18 protein-coding genes and 1 other RNA gene are annotated in these 18,399 nt (G+C 38.2%); 12 read left to right on the top strand and 7 right to left on the bottom strand.

Annotation, left to right across the window (positions count from 1 at the left end; all coding sequences use genetic code 11):
* Nucleotides 1-66: 66 nt before the first annotated feature.
* Nucleotides 67-1,770 (top strand): sodium:solute symporter, encoded by a 1,704-nt coding sequence (locus G3I01_RS12455; RefSeq protein ID WP_219548341.1) that lies wholly within the window; start codon nucleotides 67-69, stop codon nucleotides 1,768-1,770.
* On the top strand, nucleotides 1,767-2,735 hold the full coding sequence (locus G3I01_RS12450) for a Gfo/Idh/MocA family oxidoreductase (RefSeq protein ID WP_219548339.1): 969 nt from the start codon (nucleotides 1,767-1,769) through the stop codon (nucleotides 2,733-2,735). The genes G3I01_RS12455 and G3I01_RS12450 overlap by 4 nt, the downstream gene beginning before the upstream one ends.
* Before the next feature lie 118 nt (nucleotides 2,736-2,853).
* On the opposite strand, the gene G3I01_RS12445 is transcribed toward G3I01_RS12450, so the two are convergent.
* Nucleotides 2,854-3,702, bottom strand: coding sequence for a DUF2911 domain-containing protein (locus G3I01_RS12445; protein ID WP_219548337.1), 849 nt, complete (start codon nucleotides 3,700-3,702; stop codon nucleotides 2,854-2,856).
* Nucleotides 3,703-3,854: 152 nt separating this feature from the next.
* Between G3I01_RS12445 and G3I01_RS12440 the strand changes: the two genes are divergently transcribed.
* From G3I01_RS12440 to G3I01_RS12430, 3 genes are read left to right on the top strand one after another with little or no spacing between them, the layout of a single operon-like run.
* The gene (locus G3I01_RS12440) at nucleotides 3,855-4,364 is read left to right on the top strand and encodes an SRPBCC family protein (RefSeq protein WP_219548335.1); all 510 of its coding nucleotides are present in this window, start codon (nucleotides 3,855-3,857) and stop codon (nucleotides 4,362-4,364) included.
* A 5-nt stretch (nucleotides 4,365-4,369) separates the two neighbouring features.
* Nucleotides 4,370-5,068 carry an SDR family oxidoreductase gene (locus G3I01_RS12435; RefSeq protein ID WP_219548333.1) on the top strand — a complete coding sequence of 233 codons (699 nt, stop codon included), beginning with the start codon at nucleotides 4,370-4,372 and terminating at the stop codon, nucleotides 5,066-5,068.
* On the top strand, nucleotides 5,068-6,375 hold the full coding sequence (locus G3I01_RS12430; protein ID WP_219548331.1) for a deoxyribodipyrimidine photo-lyase: 1,308 nt from the start codon (nucleotides 5,068-5,070) through the stop codon (nucleotides 6,373-6,375). The genes G3I01_RS12435 and G3I01_RS12430 overlap by 1 nt, the downstream gene beginning before the upstream one ends.
* Here the strand turns inward: G3I01_RS12430 and kdsB are convergent.
* Both kdsB and G3I01_RS12420 read right to left on the bottom strand, forming a co-directional pair.
* A complete protein-coding gene (kdsB, locus tag G3I01_RS12425) occupies nucleotides 6,372-7,118 on the bottom strand; it encodes a 3-deoxy-manno-octulosonate cytidylyltransferase (protein ID WP_219548329.1) in 747 nt (248 codons plus the stop codon). The genes G3I01_RS12430 and kdsB overlap by 4 nt on opposite strands.
* Before the next feature lie 23 nt (nucleotides 7,119-7,141).
* Complete coding sequence (locus G3I01_RS12420; RefSeq protein ID WP_219552826.1) at nucleotides 7,142-8,578, bottom strand: AAA family ATPase; 1,437 nt, start codon at nucleotides 8,576-8,578, stop codon at nucleotides 7,142-7,144.
* Between the two features lie 124 nt (nucleotides 8,579-8,702).
* On the opposite strand from G3I01_RS12420, the gene G3I01_RS12415 reads away from it, so the two are divergent.
* The 5 genes from G3I01_RS12415 to G3I01_RS12395 are packed head-to-tail and all read left to right on the top strand — an operon-like array spanning nucleotide 8,703 to nucleotide 11,920.
* Nucleotides 8,703-9,356 carry a hypothetical protein gene (locus G3I01_RS12415; protein ID WP_219548327.1) on the top strand — a complete coding sequence of 218 codons (654 nt, stop codon included), beginning with the start codon at nucleotides 8,703-8,705 and terminating at the stop codon, nucleotides 9,354-9,356.
* Nucleotides 9,340-10,158 (top strand): DUF3822 family protein, encoded by an 819-nt coding sequence (locus G3I01_RS12410; RefSeq protein WP_219548325.1) that lies wholly within the window; start codon nucleotides 9,340-9,342, stop codon nucleotides 10,156-10,158. Before G3I01_RS12415 ends, G3I01_RS12410 begins: the two co-directional genes overlap by 17 nt.
* Nucleotides 10,158-10,691, top strand: a complete 534-nt coding sequence (locus G3I01_RS12405) for an RsmD family RNA methyltransferase (protein ID WP_219548323.1) — start codon at nucleotides 10,158-10,160, stop codon at nucleotides 10,689-10,691. The genes G3I01_RS12410 and G3I01_RS12405 overlap by 1 nt, the downstream gene beginning before the upstream one ends.
* A gap of 15 nt (nucleotides 10,692-10,706) precedes the next feature.
* Complete coding sequence (locus tag G3I01_RS12400) at nucleotides 10,707-11,087, top strand: hypothetical protein (RefSeq protein WP_219548321.1); 381 nt, start codon at nucleotides 10,707-10,709, stop codon at nucleotides 11,085-11,087.
* A gap of 5 nt (nucleotides 11,088-11,092) precedes the next feature.
* Nucleotides 11,093-11,920, top strand: a complete 828-nt coding sequence (locus tag G3I01_RS12395; RefSeq protein ID WP_257710584.1) for a glycoside hydrolase family 16 protein — start codon at nucleotides 11,093-11,095, stop codon at nucleotides 11,918-11,920.
* On the opposite strand, the gene rnpB is transcribed toward G3I01_RS12395, so the two are convergent.
* Nucleotides 11,920-12,233, bottom strand: an RNA gene (rnpB, locus tag G3I01_RS12390) — RNase P RNA component class A. The two genes, G3I01_RS12395 and rnpB, sit on opposite strands and share 1 nt — an antisense overlap.
* A 114-nt stretch (nucleotides 12,234-12,347) precedes the next feature.
* Between rnpB and G3I01_RS12385 the strand changes: the two genes are divergently transcribed.
* Together G3I01_RS12385 and G3I01_RS12380 are read left to right on the top strand one after the other, a co-directional pair.
* A complete protein-coding gene (locus G3I01_RS12385) occupies nucleotides 12,348-14,321 on the top strand; it encodes a DNA polymerase III subunit gamma/tau (protein WP_219548319.1) in 1,974 nt (657 codons plus the stop codon).
* A gap of 1 nt (nucleotide 14,322) precedes the next feature.
* Nucleotides 14,323-14,904 (top strand): tRNA-(ms[2]io[6]A)-hydroxylase, encoded by a 582-nt coding sequence (locus G3I01_RS12380; RefSeq protein ID WP_219548318.1) that lies wholly within the window; start codon nucleotides 14,323-14,325, stop codon nucleotides 14,902-14,904.
* Here the strand turns inward: G3I01_RS12380 and G3I01_RS12375 are convergent.
* From G3I01_RS12375 to G3I01_RS12365, 3 genes are read right to left on the bottom strand one after another with little or no spacing between them, the layout of a single operon-like run.
* Nucleotides 14,901-15,803, bottom strand: a complete 903-nt coding sequence (locus G3I01_RS12375) for an exopolyphosphatase (RefSeq protein ID WP_219548316.1) — start codon at nucleotides 15,801-15,803, stop codon at nucleotides 14,901-14,903. The two genes, G3I01_RS12380 and G3I01_RS12375, sit on opposite strands and share 4 nt — an antisense overlap.
* Nucleotides 15,803-17,905 (bottom strand): polyphosphate kinase 1, encoded by a 2,103-nt coding sequence (ppk1, locus tag G3I01_RS12370; protein WP_219548314.1) that lies wholly within the window; start codon nucleotides 17,903-17,905, stop codon nucleotides 15,803-15,805. Before ppk1 ends, G3I01_RS12375 begins: the two co-directional genes overlap by 1 nt.
* A 6-nt stretch (nucleotides 17,906-17,911) precedes the next feature.
* Nucleotides 17,912-18,397, bottom strand: a complete 486-nt coding sequence (locus G3I01_RS12365; protein WP_219548312.1) for a histidine phosphatase family protein — start codon at nucleotides 18,395-18,397, stop codon at nucleotides 17,912-17,914.
* Between the last annotated feature and the right edge of the window lie 2 nt (nucleotides 18,398-18,399).

Here is an 18,399-nt window from a genome sequence, read left to right as displayed (position 1 = left end):
TGGTTCTTATTGCCAATGCGATATATATACTGGCGTTTTATTTAGTAATGAATTATTTCGCCTGATATGAATTTAATAGATTGGATCATCCTTGGTGGTACTATAGCATTTATTGTTTGGTATGGAGTTTATAAATCGCGTGGAAGCAAGAATGTTGAAGACTACATTGGAGGTGGAAAAAATGCCAAATGGTGGACCATAGGTCTCTCGGTTATGGCAACCCAGGCCAGTGCCATCACATTTCTATCCACACCCGGACAGGCTTTTCATGATGGGATGGGTTTTGTACAGTTTTATTTTGGACTACCAATTGCTATGGTGATCATTTGTATGGTATTCATTCCCATATATCACAGGTTAAAGGTTTATACCGCTTATGAATATCTGGAATCAAGGTTCGACCGGAAAACCAGGACCTTAACGGCTATTTTATTCCTTGTACAACGAGGGTTGGCCGCCGGAATCACCATTTTCGCCCCGGCCATCGTGCTATCAGCTGTCCTTGGATGGAATCTAACCTCGTTAACCATAATTATTGGTGTACTTGTAATTATCTACACTGTTTCCGGAGGGACCAAGGCCGTAAGTGTAACCCATAAGCAACAAATGGCGGTGATATTTACAGGAATGGTGGTTGCCTTTTTTATAATATTAAGTTACCTGCCAGACTCAGTGAGTTTTACCAATGCTTTGGAAATTGCCGGAAAAGGCGGCAAAATGAACATTCTCGATTATTCATTCGATTTTGAAAATAGATATACTTTATGGAGCGGACTAATTGGAGGTAGTTTTCTTGCCCTCTCCTATTTTGGTACAGACCAAAGCCAGGTTCAAAGATATCTTTCAGGTGGTTCGGTTAGAGAAAGCCAGATGGGTATGATCTTCAACGGACTCTTAAAAGTTCCCTTGCAGTTCTTTATTCTTCTGGTGGGAGTAATGGTCTTCGTTTTTTACCAATTCAATACGGCTCCCTTAAATTTCAATCCTGCAGCTACAGAAACTGTTTTAAATTCTGACTATGCCGAACAGTACAAAGACCTGATGCTCGTAAATGAAGAAATTCAGGAGAAAAAGCAGAATATAAGTCTGAATTATGCTGAAAACAGATCAGATTACAACGAAGCCCAAACAGCAGATTTTGAAAAAGAATATCTTCAACTTGAACAACAGCAAAAGGATGTTCGGGAAGAGGCTAAGCTTTTTATAGACGCTTCAGATGAAGACGCTGAAAGCAACGATAAGGATTATGTATTTATCCACTTCATTTTAAATAACCTGCCACGTGGATTTATAGGCCTTCTGCTCGCAGTGATCCTTTCAGCAGCAATGTCTTCCACTGCTTCAGAACTTAATGCCCTTGCTTCCACTACCGTAATAGACCTGTACAGGCGTAATCATAAACAGGCAAAATCTGAAGAACACTACCTGGCAGCGTCAAAATGGTTCACATTGATGTGGGGAGTCATCGCGATTGCATTTGCCAGTTTAGCAGACCTGTTTGATAATCTAATCCAACTGGTTAATATCATAGGTAGTATTTTCTACGGAAATGTTCTGGGGATATTCCTGCTGGCATTTTTCATTAAATCTGTAAAAAGCAACGCGGTTTTCATCGCTGCCATTATTACACAGGCAATCATATTCCTGGTTTTTGAACTTGAGCTTATGCCTTATTTATGGCTGAATGTTCTTGGATGTGGCCTGGTAATGTCCATCGCTTTTCTTATACAATTATTTACTCAGAATAAATCTGAAATCGAGACATCATGAAGAAGATAAATTGGGGAATTATAGGTCTTGGAAAGATCGCTAACAAATTTGCAGAAGGGCTTACTAATGTTGAAAATGCAGAAATTTATGGTGTGGCCAGCAGAAGCAAGGAAAATGCCATTTCTTTCGCAAAAGAATATAATGCCACAGTAGCTTATGAATCTTACAAGCAACTAATGCAGGATGAAAAAGTAGATGTCATTTATATTGCCACTCCCCATGTATTTCATCATGAACTCACCATGGAATGCATCAGAAATGGTAAGGCTGTTTTATGCGAAAAGCCTTTTGCTATGAATATAACTCAGGCAAAAGAAATGATAGAACTGTCAAGGTCTGAGAACGTTTTCCTGATGGAAGCATTATGGACAAGGTTTTTACCTCATTTCCTATTTATAAATGAAAAAGTCGAGTCTGGCGATTTAGGAAAAATAAGATCTATAAACGCCGATTTTGGATTCATGGCAGAATATGACAGATCCAAACGACTTTTTAATAAAGAATTAGGTGGTGGAAGTCTATTGGATATTGGTATCTATCCTGTTTTTATGGCATACAGCCTTCTTGGCAAACCAGATAAAATTGAGGCTAAAGCTGAATTCACTGAAACCAATGTGGATGCTTCCTGTGATATCAGGTTTAGTTATCCAGATGGGGTTAAGGCCGAATTATTCTCAACCTTATTAGAAAACACGCCTACTACGGCAGAAATAGAACTGGAAAAAGGAACGATCTTTCTAAACTCGAGGTTCCATGAACCAACTTCAGTTAAGATCACTTCAGAAGGAAAAGAAGAAACTTTTGAATTTGGTGTAGAAACCAAAGGATATAATTTCGAAGCTGAACATGTGACTAGAATGCTCCAGGAAGGAAAAACCGAAAGTAACATCTGGAACCTGGATAAAACCCATGATCTTATGAAACTTCTGGATGCAATTAGAGAGAAGATAAAGTTAAAGTATTAAAAAAGGTTTTCTAATTTTCTTTCGTCAAGCTGAATTTATTTCAGCTTCTTTTGAGGTCCTAAAACAAGTTCAGGAAGACGGAAAATCAGAAAACCTTTAAAATGAAAGCGGGTGAAAATTATTTACTTCCCTCCCACTCTGCAATAGATTCTTTATTCATTTTCACATAATCGGCATTGTTAGCTTTTTCAGCAGAAGCCAAAGATTTTTTCGCAGTCTCAATAGCCTGATCTTTTTTACCCATTTCAGCTTCGATCAGTGATTTTCTTCTAAGCATCCAGAAAGCCTGGTCTCCGGCCATTTCAGTAGCTTTACTAACCCACTGGTAAGCTTTCTCAAGATCCTTACCAGATTCATGATAATAAGTACCTGCTGCGAAGTAATCACTTGCAGTTGGTCCATTCATAATCTTTTCAATACTTGCAGTAGCTAATTCATCTGTAGGAACTTCTAATAACAAGGTCGCCTTAGTATTTTCCCATGCAAAATTCAGACTGGCAGAATCATTTGTAATATCATGCAGCATTATTACGAAAGAGTCCATAGACATTGGTAATTCGGTAGTTTCAGCTTTAGCCTTCAAAGCTACTTTAGACTCATCCCAGTTTTGAGGTACTCCCCAATTGTCTGTGGATGAATAAAACATTACTTCCCAGGAATCTTTATTCGGAATTGAATAAATAGCATAGGAACCTTTTTCCAATTTCTTCCCGTTGATCATAACATCTGTACTGAAATTTATTTTCGTATTGGCATTTGCACCAGTTCTCCATACTTCACCATAGGGAACTAGGTCACCAAAAATGGTTCTTCCCCTCATAGCCGGTCTGGAATATTCCAGGGTTACATCTGTAAGACCTACCTTTTGCTCGATCTTGATGGCTGGACTAGGCTGGGGAGTTTGTATCTGTGCATTAACAGAAAACGTAAGGCACATAATGAATACAAGAGATAATAGTTTTTTCATTCTTTTAAAGTTTTAGTTTAAGTAAATATAGTAAGAAGCTATAGTTCTGGAACACTAAAATAGGCTTTTCAGAAGTTTTGTTTATATTTTGTTTAACTTTAATTATTTCTTTTTAAACAAAATGAAATGTAATTTTACTTCAAATATTTAGAATGAAGCTTTATACTTTACACAGCACCCAGAAATTGCCAATTTCATTGGAAGAAGCCTGGGAGTTTCTTTCAGATCCAAGAAACTTAAAAACCATAACTCCAGATTACATGGGCTTCGAAATCGTATCCGGCGCAGACCGGCCAATGTATCCGGGACAGATCATCCAGTATATAGTGACTCCGGTCGCTGGAATTAGAACCAAATGGGTTACTGAGATCACTCACGTAAAGGAAGGTGAATATTTTGTGGATGAACAACGTTTCGGACCATATGCTCTGTGGCACCACAAACACTTTATAAAGCCAATTCCGGGTGGAGTAGAAATGGAAGATGTAATAGATTATAAGTTACCCATGGGTATATTAGGGCAAATGGCGCATCCTTTCCTCGTAAAACCTAAGCTTCAGGAAATATTTGATTATAGACAGGAAAAGCTCCTGGAACTTTTTGGTGAATACCACGAAGACATTTCAAAAACTGAAACCCTTAAACAGGATATACTAAACTAATAATTATGAAAAAGAATATCTTACTAATAGGTGGCTCTACTGGAATCGGACTTCAAATTTCGGAACTTCTTAGTAGTGACCATAATATAATTGTTGCCTCCAGAAATACCGGAAATCTTGATACGGAAAAAGTAACCCATCTTGATTTCGACGTTCTTAAAGACAATATTGAAGACCTTGATCTTCCAGACCAAATCGATGGACTTGTATACTGCCCGGGATCTATAGAATTGAAACCTTTTAAAATGATCAAACCCGAAAATTTTGAAAAAGAAATGCAGCTTAACTTTTTCGGATTGGTTAGAAGTGTTCAGGGAGTTCTGGATAAACTAAAAAAATCACCACAGGCAAGTCTAGTATTTTTTAGTACAGTTGCCGTAAAGGTAGGAATGCCATTTCATACGAATGTGGCCGCGGCGAAAGGTGCAATTGAAGGTTTCGCCAAGTCTCTAGCTGCAGAGTATGCGCCTAATTTTAGAGTAAATGTTATAGCTCCATCCTTAACAGATACACCTCTCGCGGAAAAATTATTATCAAACGATGATAAAAGAGAAAAGATGAATAAAAGGCATCCTCTTAAGAGAGTTGGAGAGGCTAAAGATATTGCAAACCTTGCTGCTTTTCTTTTAAGTGATAACAGTGGTTGGATAACAGGTCAAACGCTTGGAGTTGATGGCGGTTTATCAACCATAAACAACAATTAATGGGAAAGGAAGTAAACATTTTTTGGTTTAGAAGAGATCTAAGACTTGATGATAATGCAGGCTTTAAGGCTGCACTTCAGGATGAATTGCCAGTTTTACCCATTTTTATATTTGATAAGGAGATCCTCGATAAATTACCGGAAGATGATGCCCGGGTAAGTTTTATTCATGATACCCTTCAAAGGATGCGTGATGAGCTCCAGGAAGAAAATGGAAGTTCAATTGCCATGTATCACGGCACTCCTGAAAAAGTTTTTAAAGATCTCATCAAAGATCACAAAATAGGAAAAGTATTCACCAACAGGGATTATGAACCCTATGCGAAAGAACGTGATAAAAAGATCAAGAGCCTGCTTGAGGATAATGATATTGAATTTCAGGATTTTAAAGACCAGGTAATATTCGAGAAGGACGAAGTGGTAAAACAAGATGGAGATCCCTATGTGGTTTATACTCCTTACAAAAATACCTGGCGTGATAAATTCAGTAGTACCGAACTTGAATTTCATTATACGAAGAGGTACAGGGATAATCTAATTGAAAACAGCAGGTTACCCAATCTTAGCCTGAGCGATATAGGTTTTAAAAAATCTTCTATAAAAGTACCCGATTATAAAGTCACCCCCGGTCTAATTCAGGATTATAAAGATAAACGAGATTATCCGGCCGTGGAAGGTACTTCAAGATTAGGACCACACCTGCGATTTGGCACTGTTAGCGTTCGCCAGATGGTTAGAGATGCAAATAAGGAAAAAAATAAAACCTTTCTGGATGAATTGGTCTGGAGAGAATTCTTCATGCAGATCCTTTACCATTATCCCGATACGGTAACCGAAGCTTTCAAAAAAAAGTATGACCGTATAGATTGGCGTAATAACGAGGAGGAATTTGAACTCTGGAAACAAGGAAAAACGGGTTATCCACTTGTAGATGCAGGAATGCGTCAGCTAAATGAATCCGGTTATATGCATAACAGGATCAGGATGCTGGTAGCTTCATTTCTTTGCAAACATCTACTTATAGACTGGCGATGGGGTGAAGCTTATTTTGCTGAAAAACTACTGGATTACGAAATGTCTTCCAATGTTGGGAACTGGCAATGGGCAGCCGGTAGCGGTGTAGATGCGGCGCCGTATTTCAGAATATTTAACCCAACCACCCAGATAGATAAATTCGATAACGATAAAGAATATATTAAAGAGTGGGTGCCAGAATTTGGAACCGATGATTATCCTGAAAAAATGGTGGATCACAAAGAAGCCCGCGAAAGAGCACTAAAAACTTACAAGGAAGCTGTTAGTAATTAACTTAGCAGCTTCCTTGCTTTTTCAAGATCTTCCGGAGTATCTATACCAATACTTTTCACACTTGTTTCTACCATTTTGATCTTTTTACCGTATTCGAGGTATCTTATACACTCGATCTTTTCAGCAGCCTCCAATGGCAGCATCGGTAAACGGTAGAAATCCATAAGGGCAGATTTTCTGAAGGCGTAGATACCTATGTGTTTGTAGTATGTTACCTTGGCTGAAGTATCTCTGGGATAAGGGATAGGAAACCTGGAGAAATAAAGGGCAAAATCATCCTTACCGGTGATGACCTTCACGTTATTGGGATTAGTGATCTCATCGCTCTCCTTGAGTGGAGTTTTCAGAGAAGCTAGATCTATCTCTTCTGCTCCTTCCTGCTCAAAGACCTCGAGGAGTTTAGCCAGACTGTTTTTATCAATAAATGGTTCATCTCCCTGAACATTTACTACGATATCCACATCCATATGTTCAACAGCTTCAGCAATACGATCGCTCCCGCATTCGTGTTCTTTCTCACTTCTAATTACCTGTCCGCCTTCATTTATAATTTCATCGAAGATCTTCTGACTATCTGTAACCACATAAACTTCATCAAAAAGACCAGTATTTACAGCAGCTTCATATGTTCGGGTGATCACCGTTTTACCATTAAGGTCTTTCATTAATTTCCCTGGAAATCGTGAAGCTTCATAACGGGCGGGAATCATCGCTATGATCTTATTTTTCGCTGGTCCTTTCATAAATTTTTCAGTAAAAGTAATAATTAGTTAGATGTGAAAAAATCATCTCCAAAACCAATAAGATATAATTTATCCTGTGCCCTGGTTACCGCTGTATAAAGCCATCTCAGGTACTCCTTTCCTACTCCGTTAGGCAAATAAGGCTGCTCAATAAATACATTTTTCCACTGGCCACCTTGGGATTTATGACAGGTAATGGCATAAGAGAATTTGATCTGCAAGGCATTGAAGTACTTGTTATTCTTAACCTTCATAAACTGCTTATACTTAGAGCGTTCATCGGCATAATCTTTTTTCACTTCTTCGTAGAGCTTGTTGGATTCTTCATAAGTAAGTGAAGGGGTATTACTGGTGAGAGTGTCAAGCATGATAACTGTTTCAAAGGGTCTCATTTTAGGATAATCTACCATTTGCACCTGAACTTCTGCAAAGCGGAAACCATATAATTCTTTAAATCCGAAGATCTCCAGCACCTTAACTATATCGCCATTCGCTATAAAACCAGCTTCACTGGTTGGCTTTACCCAGAAATAATTGTTTTTCACTACCATAAGATAATCCCCGGCCGAAAGTTCTTCTTCCTGGAATAAGATTCTTGATCTTATTTGCTGATTATATAAATTGGCTCTTTTATTGGATCGTACAATGATACTCGTGTCTTCATATCCATTGATACCATAGGAATCCTGTATAGCATCCATGATCTCATAACCATCTACCAATCGAACTACATCTGCATTTTGTGTAATTTCAAACTTGAAACTTTCGTAAAAGCCTTCCTGTAAACTTTCCCTGATTAGTGTCGCGTTATGAAGAATATCACTGCCTTCACTTTGTCTAACCACCTCATCCAACTCAATAAATGATACTTCTTTATTATAATTCATTCTAAGTTTATCTTCCTCAAGAGCAGGACTCAGTTCCATTTTTACCGGGGGAAGCTGAGCGGTATCACCAATAAGAATTAACTGACAGTTATGGCCCTGATAAACATATTGAATAAGGTCATCCAAAAGGGATCCATTCTCGAATAATTTAGAATTTCCTCCATCATCTGAGATCATCGAAGCCTCATCCACGATGAAAAGGGAATTTTTATGCTTATTTGGTTGTAAAGTGAATTGAACCCCACCTCCACTTGATTTCTTTGGAAAATAGATCTTTTTATGGATGGTAAAAGCTTCTTTATTGGAATAATTTGAGATCACTTTAGCCGCACGACCTGTAGGGGCAAGCAAAACACCAGATTTTCTGATCTTCCATAGATTCTTCACCAGCGTACTGATAATGGTCGTTTTACCGGTTCCGGCAAATCCCTTTAATAGAAAAAGCCTGTCCTTACCTCCATTAACGATGAATTCAGATAACATCTGTAAAGCAACATTCTGTTTATCTGTTGCGGCAAATCCAAGATCATCAATTAAGAGTTTGAAAAAGGAATCCGGAGTGGTTTTTTCCATATAAAGTGCATAAAATCTCAAAGATAAGAATGGATTTTTATGACAGAAACTTTTACGAATAAAAAAAAGTTGTAGATTTGCGTGTAACCAATAACCTTCAAATTAAAACATAAACTTTTAGAGCATGAGATTTGTAATACAGATACTTCTTTGGTTGGTGATTATCTTCCTGGCATATCTTACTTTCAACGCGGTTTACGAACCAATTCAATTTAACAAGATTAAAGAAAAAAGATACGCTAAGGTTATCAAAAACCTTAAGGATATCAGATCTTCTGAGTTAGCGCACAAAGAGGTAACTGGAAAATTTCAGGGAGACTGGGATAGCCTGGTAAAATTCCTTGATACTGCAGAGTTTGCTATTACTCAACGTAGAGATACAACCTATCTTGATGAGGAATACAAGAAAACATACGGTGTAGACCAGTATATCGAAAGTGTAGTTATCGATACTCTTGGATTTGTACCAGTAAAAGATTCATTATTCAAAGGTAACGAAGAAAGATACCGTACCATGATGAATATACCTATTGAAGGTGTTGACGGTACTTTTGACCTTGAAGCAGGAACTATCACTAAAGGTGAATCACAAATCCCTGTTTTCGAAGTAAAGGTTGCCAAAGCTAGAATTCTTGCCGATCAGGACAGAACATTAGTTCTTCAAGAGAACGAGATCCAGTCTGTTGATGATGTAAACGGTAGATATATTAGCGTAGGTTCTATGAGCGAGGTCAATACCAGCGGTAACTGGCCAAAAGTTTATGGTGACAACGAATAAAGAAACAAATCAATATAAGAAACTGTCCATTCAGGTTAGCTTGAATGGACTTTCTTTTTGTATCCTGGAAAGAGATACGAATACCATCAGCTATTTCAAGAAATTTGATTTCAAGAAGCAGCTGGACCCAATAAAGGTTCTTTCTAAAATTGAAGAGATATATGAGCAGGAAGAAGCGCTCAACCAGAAGGTAGATAATGTAAACCTGGTTTTTAATAATGCTCTCTTCAGCCTTGTTCCAGAAAAGTTATTTGACGATGAGCAGGCCGCAAGTTATCTCAAATTCAATACAAGGATCCTTAAGACAGATTTTATCGCCTTTGATAATTTGAAGGATGAAATTGTAAATGTCTATATCCCCTACACCAATATCATCAACTACTTTTTTGACAGGTATGGTGAATTCGAATACCGGCATGCCCTTAGCGTTCTTATAGACTCTTTATTGGAATTGCCAAAAGAGACTAATGGACCAAAAGTATATCTCCATACTCTTTTTGGTCATTATGAACTCGTCATTATAGAAAACGGGAAAGTTATCTTTGCCAACAGTTTTGAATATGATACTAAAGAAGATTTTCTATACTATCTTCTTTTCACAGCCGAGCAGTTAAACCTCGATCCAAATATTTTTGAACTTGTACTAATAGGTGAGATAAATAAAGATTCTGAAGAATATAAAATGGTCTGGGATTATATTAAGAATATATCTTTCATGGGACCGTTCCATTCATTTAACTTCGAAGAAAAGGCTAAACCCGAAAAAGAACTTTCAGAATACCTTTTAATAAAAACTTTATAATGCGAATAATTTCAGGAACTCATAAAGGAAGAAGAATTATCGCTCCATCTAAACTACCGGTTAGACCCACTACCGATGTAGCCAAGGAAGCATTATTCAATATCCTGAATAACCATTATCATATTCCTGCAGTTAGCGTAGTGGATCTTTTTTCGGGAACCGGAAATATCTCTTACGAATTTGCAGCTAGAGGTTCTGAAACTATTACCTCGGTTGACGCGAATTTTGATTGTATTAAATTTATTAAGAAGACTGCAGCAGAACTGGATTTCCCAATAAATACGATCAAGAGCGATGTCTTTAAATATTTAGAAAAGGCACCTATCAAGGCAGATATCATATTTGCAGATCCACCTTATGATCTAGAAAAGACGGAATTCGCCAGGATTCCTGAACTCGTCTTTGAAAGATCCTTACTAAATGAGGATGGTCAGTTAATCATTGAGCATTCCAAGTATACAGATCTATCAGACCTGGCAAACTTCAGGGAAAGTAGAAAATATGGTAGCTCAGTTTTTAGTTTCTTCGAATAATAACTATATTTAGTTATGACCAAATCTAATAAAAAGCTGGATCTGGCATTCACCAATCTAGTATTCTACGATTCCGTAGTAATTTCCACTGTAAAAGAAGACGTGGTAATAGAAAAAGAGCATATAAATAAGCTTCGGGTGACCTGTGTGAACCATTTTGGTGAAAGGGATTTTATCTATATCACCCATCGTAAGAATCCGTACAATGTAAATCCAATTATATATATAGACCTTTTAGAGATCGAAACTTTAAAAGGTATCGCGGTTATCAGTGATAATATTGAAAGACTGAAAACAGCCAATTTTGAAAAGAACTTTTCCCCTGTTCCTTACGAACTATTTCAAAATAAGGAGGAGGCTATCGCCTGGGCCCAGAGTATTGTGATGGCCAACTAAGATAAATGAAATCAACCTTCCTCCTAACTCTATTATTTATTTCAACATTCTCTTTGCAAGCACAGTCCCAGAATTATAAACTTATCTGGAAGGACGATTTTAATTATTCTGGAAAACCAGATCCAGAAAAATGGAATTACGAAACCGGATTTGTTCGTAACCTCGAGAAGCAGATCTACACCAAACGTAAGAAGAACGTTAGAATTCAAAATGGCAATTTAGAACTAATTACCTTAAACGAAGATTATAAAAATAAAAGCTATGATGCTTACATCAGGAATTATAGGTTTAACACTCCCTATGCTGAATTCACCTCTGGAAGTATAAATACCAAAGGAAAGTTTGAGTTTAAATATGGTCGGATAGATGTATGTGCAAAATTACCTTTGGGTAAAGGCTTGTGGCCGGCAATATGGATGCTGGGTTCAAATTTCAATGAAGTAGCCTACCCTGAAGCCGGCGAAATTGATATTATGGAATACGTAGGAATTGAGCCGAATGAAATTCATGGAACCGTACATTTTCCTGAAAATTATTCCAGAAAATTAAGATCTGACGGTGGTATTAAAAAATTGAAAGACCTTTCAGAAAAATTCCATGTTTATTCGGTAGACTGGTCTAAGGATAAGATAGATTTACTGGTTGATAATGAAGTATACCATAGCTTTGAGGTTGAGGAAGCAGGTTCTGAAAACAATCCTTTTCGAAAACCATTTTATTTAATTCTGAATCTTGCGCTTGGTGGAAAATGGGCCGGAAAAGTCGATGAAGAAGTATTACCTCAAAAATTCTTAATTGACTATGTTCGGGTTTATCAACGAATGGAAGAATAAAAAAAAGCAGGCCTGTAAGCCGGATTCTGTCACCCGATAATTGATCGGGCTCCTTATCATTTGTCTGAAATTAGCGTTACCACTAATTTTTAGCTGCCTACCCTCCGGCAACGGACGGGTAATCCTTGAATGCCGGTATACATGGCATTGCACCGCATAGAGTTTACCTGATTTCACTACAGCTTAACCTGTACATCCTTTCTGTTGCACTGGTCCTGATCTCACGACCGGTGGGCGTTACCCACTATGCTACCCTGTGGTGTCCGGACTTTCCTCCCCGAAATAATGTCGGAACGATAAGGCGGCCTGCTTCAGGGCAAATGTAAGTTAATTTATGTTGATTTCTTCCCGTATTTGTTCATAAATAAGGCTCCTCTCACTGGACTTTAGGGCTGTGATTTTTATATTTGTAGTTCAATACTTTTTGATGGAGCATTTTGTAGTATCGGCAAGAAAATACAGGCCGCAAACGTTTAAAGATGTGGTTGGCCAGCAGGCGATCACCAATACCCTGGCGAACGCCATAAACAATAATCACCTGGCTCAGGCTTTATTGTTCACAGGTCCTCGTGGGGTAGGAAAAACTACCTGTGCCCGTATTCTTGCCAAAATGATCAATCAAAGAGAAACCCAGGATCCAGATGAGGATTTTGCCTTCAATATTTTTGAGCTGGATGCGGCTTCTAATAACTCGGTAGACGATATTAGAAACCTTATAGACCAGGTTAGAATACCACCCCAGGTAGGAAATTACAAGGTCTATATCATAGATGAGGTGCACATGTTATCTCAATCTGCTTTTAATGCATTTCTGAAGACTCTTGAAGAGCCGCCAAAACACGCGATCTTTATCCTGGCTACCACAGAAAAACACAAGATCATACCTACGATCCTTTCCAGATGCCAGATTTTTGACTTCAAAAGGATCACGGTAACCGATGCTAAGAATTATCTTGGTTATATTGCAGAGCAGGAAGGTGTAAATGCAGAAGATGATGCATTACATATCATAGCCCAGAAAGCAGACGGCGCGATGAGAGATGCTTTATCTATCTATGACCGGGTAGTGAGCTTTAGTGGTAATGATCTCACCAGGCAGGCTGTAACAGAGAACCTTAATGTTCTCGATTACGATACCTACATGCAGGTTACAGATCTAATCCTGGATAACAATATTCCGCAGTTACTTGTTAAATACAATGACATACTAGCCAGCGGTTTTGATGGGCATCACTTCATTGCAGGACTGGCTTCTCATTTTAGAGACCTTATGGTTTGTAAAGACCAGAGAACCATCAGCCTATTAGAAGTTGGTGAGCAAACTAAAGCCAAATATTTTGAACAGTCTCAAAAGACTTCGCATCAATTTTTACTAGAAGCTATAGAACTGGCGAATTCTTGTGATCTTAAATACAAGACCAGCCATAACCAACGACTTTTAGTTGAGTTGTGCTTGATGCAACTCGCCTCAGTAACTTTTGGTTCAGAAAAAAAAAAGGTTGAACGAAAAATAGTTCCCGCCGATAATTTTGAACAGGAAGCGGTAAGCATTTCTTCAGAAAAAAAGGAACTGGTAAGAGAAAATGAACATGACAACTCCTCCCCTTCTGAAGAAAGTAATTTACCCGAACCAAAAGTAGCAACCCAATCTTGCGCCAAGGAAGAGGAAGAACAATATTACTCTGAAGAAAGCCCGGCAGAATCTTCTCCTCAACCTGAAATCCCTCAGTCTGAAATTTCACAGGAGAAGGAAGAATCAGTTGAAGATTCCAAGGAGGAACCCAAAACTGAAATCAAAGCAGAGCAACCGGTATCTGAGATTACTTCTGAGATTGAAACAGCCAGGATCGCAGAATCTGAGCAAAAGGTTGAGATCGAAGAACCGGTAAGTGAAGCTATAAAGGAGATCGAACCGGCTAAAAAATCATTCCCGGAGATCAAAAGGGAAAAGGTATCAGGTCTTTCTTTAAAAAGTATCGGAAAGAAAAAAGAGCTGGAAGAACAGCAAAAGGCCATGATGCCTACAGAAAAGGTCATGGACGATGATTTCACCGAGGAAGATCTTGTAACCGAATGGAAGAATTACACCGAGAAACTAAAAAGAAAAGGTGAAAAGATCCTGGCTTCGATCTTCGAATCCCAAACGCCAACACTTCAGGATAGGGAAATTCATCTAACCTTTCCAAACGAAACCATGAAGATCGACCTGGAAAGAGAAGAAAACAGGTTAATGAGCTACCTAAAGGCAAAGCTCAGAAATACTCATATAACTCTAAATATTCATGTTGATGAAGCTACTTCTAAAAAGTATGCTTTCACCCCCCAGGAGAAATATGAGAAATTAAAAGAAGCGAATCCCTTATTAGATAAGTTAAGAGCCACTTTTGATCTAGACGTATAGTATGTTAGGACTTAAATTACCCACAGACCCGAGATGGGCAGGTATCGCCGAAAAGAATATTGAAGAAATTCTTGTAGACCACGCTTATTGCGAGCAAAAAGCCGCATCTACCGCTATCTCACTGATAGTTACCTACCCGGAATATTCTGAATTGGTAACCGCGATGACCGCTTTAGCCAGGGAAGAAATGGGTCATTTTAAAATGGTGCACGATCGTATTCTGAAAATGGGCTTCACCATGGGATGGGATCGAAAAGATGAATACGTAATTAAATTAAGAGAGTTTTTTCCAAAAGGCGGCAGCAGGGCTACGCAGTTAGTTCACCGCTTACTTATAGCAGGCCTTATTGAAGCAAGGAGTTGTGAAAGGTTCAGGCTGCTTTCAGAAGAACTTGAAGATAAAGAGCTTGCCAAATTCTACCGCGACCTAATGGTAAGCGAAGCAAATCATTACACGATGTTCCTTAAATTCGCCAGAAAGTATGGCGATAGAGAAACAGTAGATCAGAAATGGCAGGACCTTTTAGAATATGAGGCGCAGGTCATGAAGGATCTTGGAACTAAAGAAAGTATCCACGGTTAGGATTTCTTCCTTTTAGATTCATTATAAAGTGATTTAATGATCCCATCTGCAAGTCCGATTTTTGGAACGTAGATCCAGTTAGCTTTGGCCCACTTCATAGAATTGACATAGATCTTCGACGCAGGGATAATCACATCTGCCCGGTCATTTTTAAGATCCAGTTCTGTGATCCTTTCTTCATAAGTATATGAATTCAGTTTTTCGTCGTAATCTTTAAGATACTTAAGACTTAAGGGTTTACCTTCCTTTTTACCACTGGTCTTAAAAATATTATTGATGTTTCCTCCAGATCCTATCAGGTCTATATCATCATAATCCTTTGTAGTTTGTTTTACCCAGTCCTGCATTTCTTCCCAGGTTTTATGTTCCACCAGGTCCTCCATCATTCTTACCGTTCCAACCTTAAAAGATCTTGAAGCAATCGTTTTGCCATTGCTGTACATTGTATATTCTGTACTTCCCCCTCCTACATCAACATAAAGGTAATTGCAATCGTTCTGGATCAACGCGTGAAGATCTGTCACTGCAATGATCGCCGCTTCATGGCTACCATCTATAACTTCAATTTCAATACCTGTTTTTTCTTTTACCGTTCTGGCAATTTCAACGGCATTCTTTGCTTCCCTCATTGCCGAAGTCGCATACGCCTTATATTTCTCAACTCCATGAGACTTCATTAATAAATTAAAAGCCTGCATAGTGTCAATAACCCGGGCTCTATTTTTATCAGAAACCTTTTGCTTTAAGAAAACATCTGCACCAAGCCTAATAGGTACACGCACCAGCGATGTTTTTCTGAAGTTAGTTTCCATACCTTCCTTCTCGGTGATCGTTGAAACCAGAAGCCTGACTGCATTTGATCCAATATCTATCGCTGCGTAAGTTCTTTGCTTTATCATTATTCCTGAATATCTGTTTTTCTTAAATAATAGTCATATAAGGCAAACTGAGACCTTATTTTAGTTCCTTTGCTTTCTCTATATGGGTTTTCCATTCCCCTGCAGTGATTCCTGGCTTTCACATTGTCATTCCAGCTGATATCGAAGGTCTCTATAAGCTCCTGCTTGATATCCTTATCATAAACAGGACAGGAAATTTCAACTCGCTGATCAAGGTTTCTTGTCATAAAATCTGCAGAAGATATGTAAACTTTATTGTCTGTATTATTCTCAAAAATGAATACACGCGGGTGCTCCAGAAACTTATCTACGATACTTATTGCTTCGATATTTTCACTTAGACCTGGAACTCCCGGCACCAGGCAGCAAATACCTCTAACAATTAGCTTGATCTTTACCCCGGCTTTGCTGGCGTTATATAACTTATCGATCACCCCATTATCAGAAAGGCTGTTCAACTTCAGTCTAATTCCTGAAGGTTTCCCATTCCTGGCATTGTCTATCTCATTCTGGATCAAATTATAGATAACGTGACGGGTATAATGTGGAGAAACGATGAGATGCTTGTATTTGTTCACTTTATAATTGGTCTCAAAGAAATCAAATACCATGTTCACCTCCTTCAGAATTTCAGGATCTGCAGTAAACAAAGTGTAATCTGTATATACCCTGGAAGTACTTTCGTTGAAGTTCCCAGTGCTTATAAATCCATATCTTCTTAGCTTTCCGTCCTCTTCCCTTTCTATTACACAGGTTTTACAATGGACCTTAAGTCCAGGGACACCAAAAATTAGATTGACGCCTTCCTCCTGCATTTGCTCTGCATATCTAATGTTCGCTACCTCATCAAATCTTGCCCTGAGTTCGATCTGTACAGTCACTTTTTTACCATTCTTCACAGCATTGATCAAAGAGCTGGCAATGTGCGAGATCTTAGCAAGCCTGTAAATTGTGATCTTTATGGTCTTAACCTTTGGATCCAGTGCGGCTTCTCGTAAAAATTTAACCACATAGGCAAAACTCTGGTAAGGAGTATAAAGTAAGTAATCTTTGTCTGCAATACCTTTTAAGACACTTGTTTGAAGAATTAATCCTGGTATAGGCAAGGGTTCTCTTACTTCATATTGTAGTTCTGGCCCTCCCAGGCTCGGGAAATCCATATAATCCCTTCTATTGTGGTAGCGCCCACCTGGGATAATACTATCTGTGGCATCGATCCCCATCTTATTCATAAGATAAGTAAGGGTATCACTATCAATATTTTTATCATAAACGAACCTAACGGGATCACCTTTGATCCTGTCCTTAACGCTATCTGAAATTTTTTCTATAAAGCTTTTACTAAGATCACTGTCCAGATCTAGCTCAGCATCCCGGGTGATCTTGATCATATGAGCCGAAAGGCTTTCATATTTAAAAATATTGAATATCGTGTTGAGATTATATCTTATAAGATCATCAAGAAGAATAACATATTGCTTTCCATCCTCTTCAGGTAATACAACAAACCTTTCAATGTTCCTTGGTATCTCGATAAGTACAAATCGCTTCTCCTTGGTTTGACGTTTAATATTGCCTGAAATTCCCTGTGAACCTTCAGCTTCTTCAGCCATCACCATCTTAACCGCTAAATAAGCTGCGCTATCCTTAAGAGAAGGCATTTCAGGCAGGTCATTCAAAATGATGGTAACAAGGGCCGGACTAACCTTGCTCAGGAAGAAATTCTTGATGAATTCCTTTTGATTGCGGGTTACCTGGTCCTCGTTTATTATATGGATGTTATGAGATTTCAACTTCGTTTGAATATCATCAAGGATCTTCAAACTTTCAGATTGTTGATCTATAACAATTTTGGTGATCTCTTCAAGTAACTTGTTCGCCTTTATTCCACCGAGAACTTTTTTCCCCGCTTTCCCGGCAAGGTCAATACGCTTTACGGTTGCATATCTTACCTTAAAAAATTCATCAAGATTATTGGAAAAGATCCCTAAAAATCTAAGTCTTTCAATTAATGGTACCGTTTCATCTGCGGCTTCCTGTAAAACTCTGGCATTAAAAGATAACCAGCTTAATTCTCTGTTTATATAACGTTTTTCGGCCATAAAGATCTATCGTAGGTTTTTAGGCAGTAAGGTTAGAATTGTTTTGCCTTTTCGAACTTCTTTCCAGGAATCCACCTCAAAGTCTATAACACACAAACCGGTTGTAGGAAGATTGTCTATTTTCTTGTCACCAAGAGAGTTCACGAGTATGGTCATAGCTGGATTATGGCCAAAAACAATTAAACGTGGGATATCATCTTCACATGATCTTATTACCGACAAAAGTTCATTTTGGTTGAAGGTATATAGATCCTCTTTCACTACAAAATCTTTATCGGGAACATTCAGCCTTTCCTTAAATAATTTGGCAGTTTCATGTGCTCTCACCGCATAACTGGTCCAAAAAAGCGCTCCTGGCTCATAGAAATTCTGAAAAGCATTTAAAACTACTTTCGCATCATTATATGCTCTTTTTTTTAAAGGTCTTTTATGGTCTGGCAGATCATTATCCCATGAGGATTTTCCATGTCTAACTAAGATTAATCTTTTCATAT

It is taken from the genome of Gramella sp. MT6, assembly GCF_019357415.1.
GTDB lineage: Bacteria > Bacteroidota > Bacteroidia > Flavobacteriales > Flavobacteriaceae > Christiangramia.
Note: the sequence above shows the minus strand (reverse complement) of the source record. Positions and strands in the feature narration are given on the sequence as shown.

Coding starts and splice junctions, on each gene's coding strand:
- G3I01_RS12455 (WP_219548341.1), top strand. CDS start 67: ATGAATTTAATAGATTGGATCATCCTTGGTGGTACTATAGCATTTATT.
- G3I01_RS12450 (WP_219548339.1), top strand. CDS start 1,767: ATGAAGAAGATAAATTGGGGAATTATAGGTCTTGGAAAGATCGCTAAC.
- G3I01_RS12445 (WP_219548337.1), bottom strand. CDS start 3,702: ATGAAAAAACTATTATCTCTTGTATTCATTATGTGCCTTACGTTTTCT.
- G3I01_RS12440 (WP_219548335.1), top strand. CDS start 3,855: ATGAAGCTTTATACTTTACACAGCACCCAGAAATTGCCAATTTCATTG.
- G3I01_RS12435 (WP_219548333.1), top strand. CDS start 4,370: ATGAAAAAGAATATCTTACTAATAGGTGGCTCTACTGGAATCGGACTT.
- G3I01_RS12430 (WP_219548331.1), top strand. CDS start 5,068: ATGGGAAAGGAAGTAAACATTTTTTGGTTTAGAAGAGATCTAAGACTT.
- kdsB (WP_219548329.1), bottom strand. CDS start 7,118: ATGAAAGGACCAGCGAAAAATAAGATCATAGCGATGATTCCCGCCCGT.
- G3I01_RS12420 (WP_219552826.1), bottom strand. CDS start 8,578: ATGGAAAAAACCACTCCGGATTCCTTTTTCAAACTCTTAATTGATGAT.
- G3I01_RS12415 (WP_219548327.1), top strand. CDS start 8,703: ATGAGATTTGTAATACAGATACTTCTTTGGTTGGTGATTATCTTCCTG.
- G3I01_RS12410 (WP_219548325.1), top strand. CDS start 9,340: ATGGTGACAACGAATAAAGAAACAAATCAATATAAGAAACTGTCCATT.
- G3I01_RS12405 (WP_219548323.1), top strand. CDS start 10,158: ATGCGAATAATTTCAGGAACTCATAAAGGAAGAAGAATTATCGCTCCA.
- G3I01_RS12400 (WP_219548321.1), top strand. CDS start 10,707: ATGACCAAATCTAATAAAAAGCTGGATCTGGCATTCACCAATCTAGTA.
- G3I01_RS12395 (WP_257710584.1), top strand. CDS start 11,093: ATGAAATCAACCTTCCTCCTAACTCTATTATTTATTTCAACATTCTCT.
- G3I01_RS12385 (WP_219548319.1), top strand. CDS start 12,348: ATGGAGCATTTTGTAGTATCGGCAAGAAAATACAGGCCGCAAACGTTT.
- G3I01_RS12380 (WP_219548318.1), top strand. CDS start 14,323: ATGTTAGGACTTAAATTACCCACAGACCCGAGATGGGCAGGTATCGCC.
- G3I01_RS12375 (WP_219548316.1), bottom strand. CDS start 15,803: ATGATAAAGCAAAGAACTTACGCAGCGATAGATATTGGATCAAATGCA.
- ppk1 (WP_219548314.1), bottom strand. CDS start 17,905: ATGGCCGAAAAACGTTATATAAACAGAGAATTAAGCTGGTTATCTTTT.
- G3I01_RS12365 (WP_219548312.1), bottom strand. CDS start 18,397: ATGAAAAGATTAATCTTAGTTAGACATGGAAAATCCTCATGGGATAAT.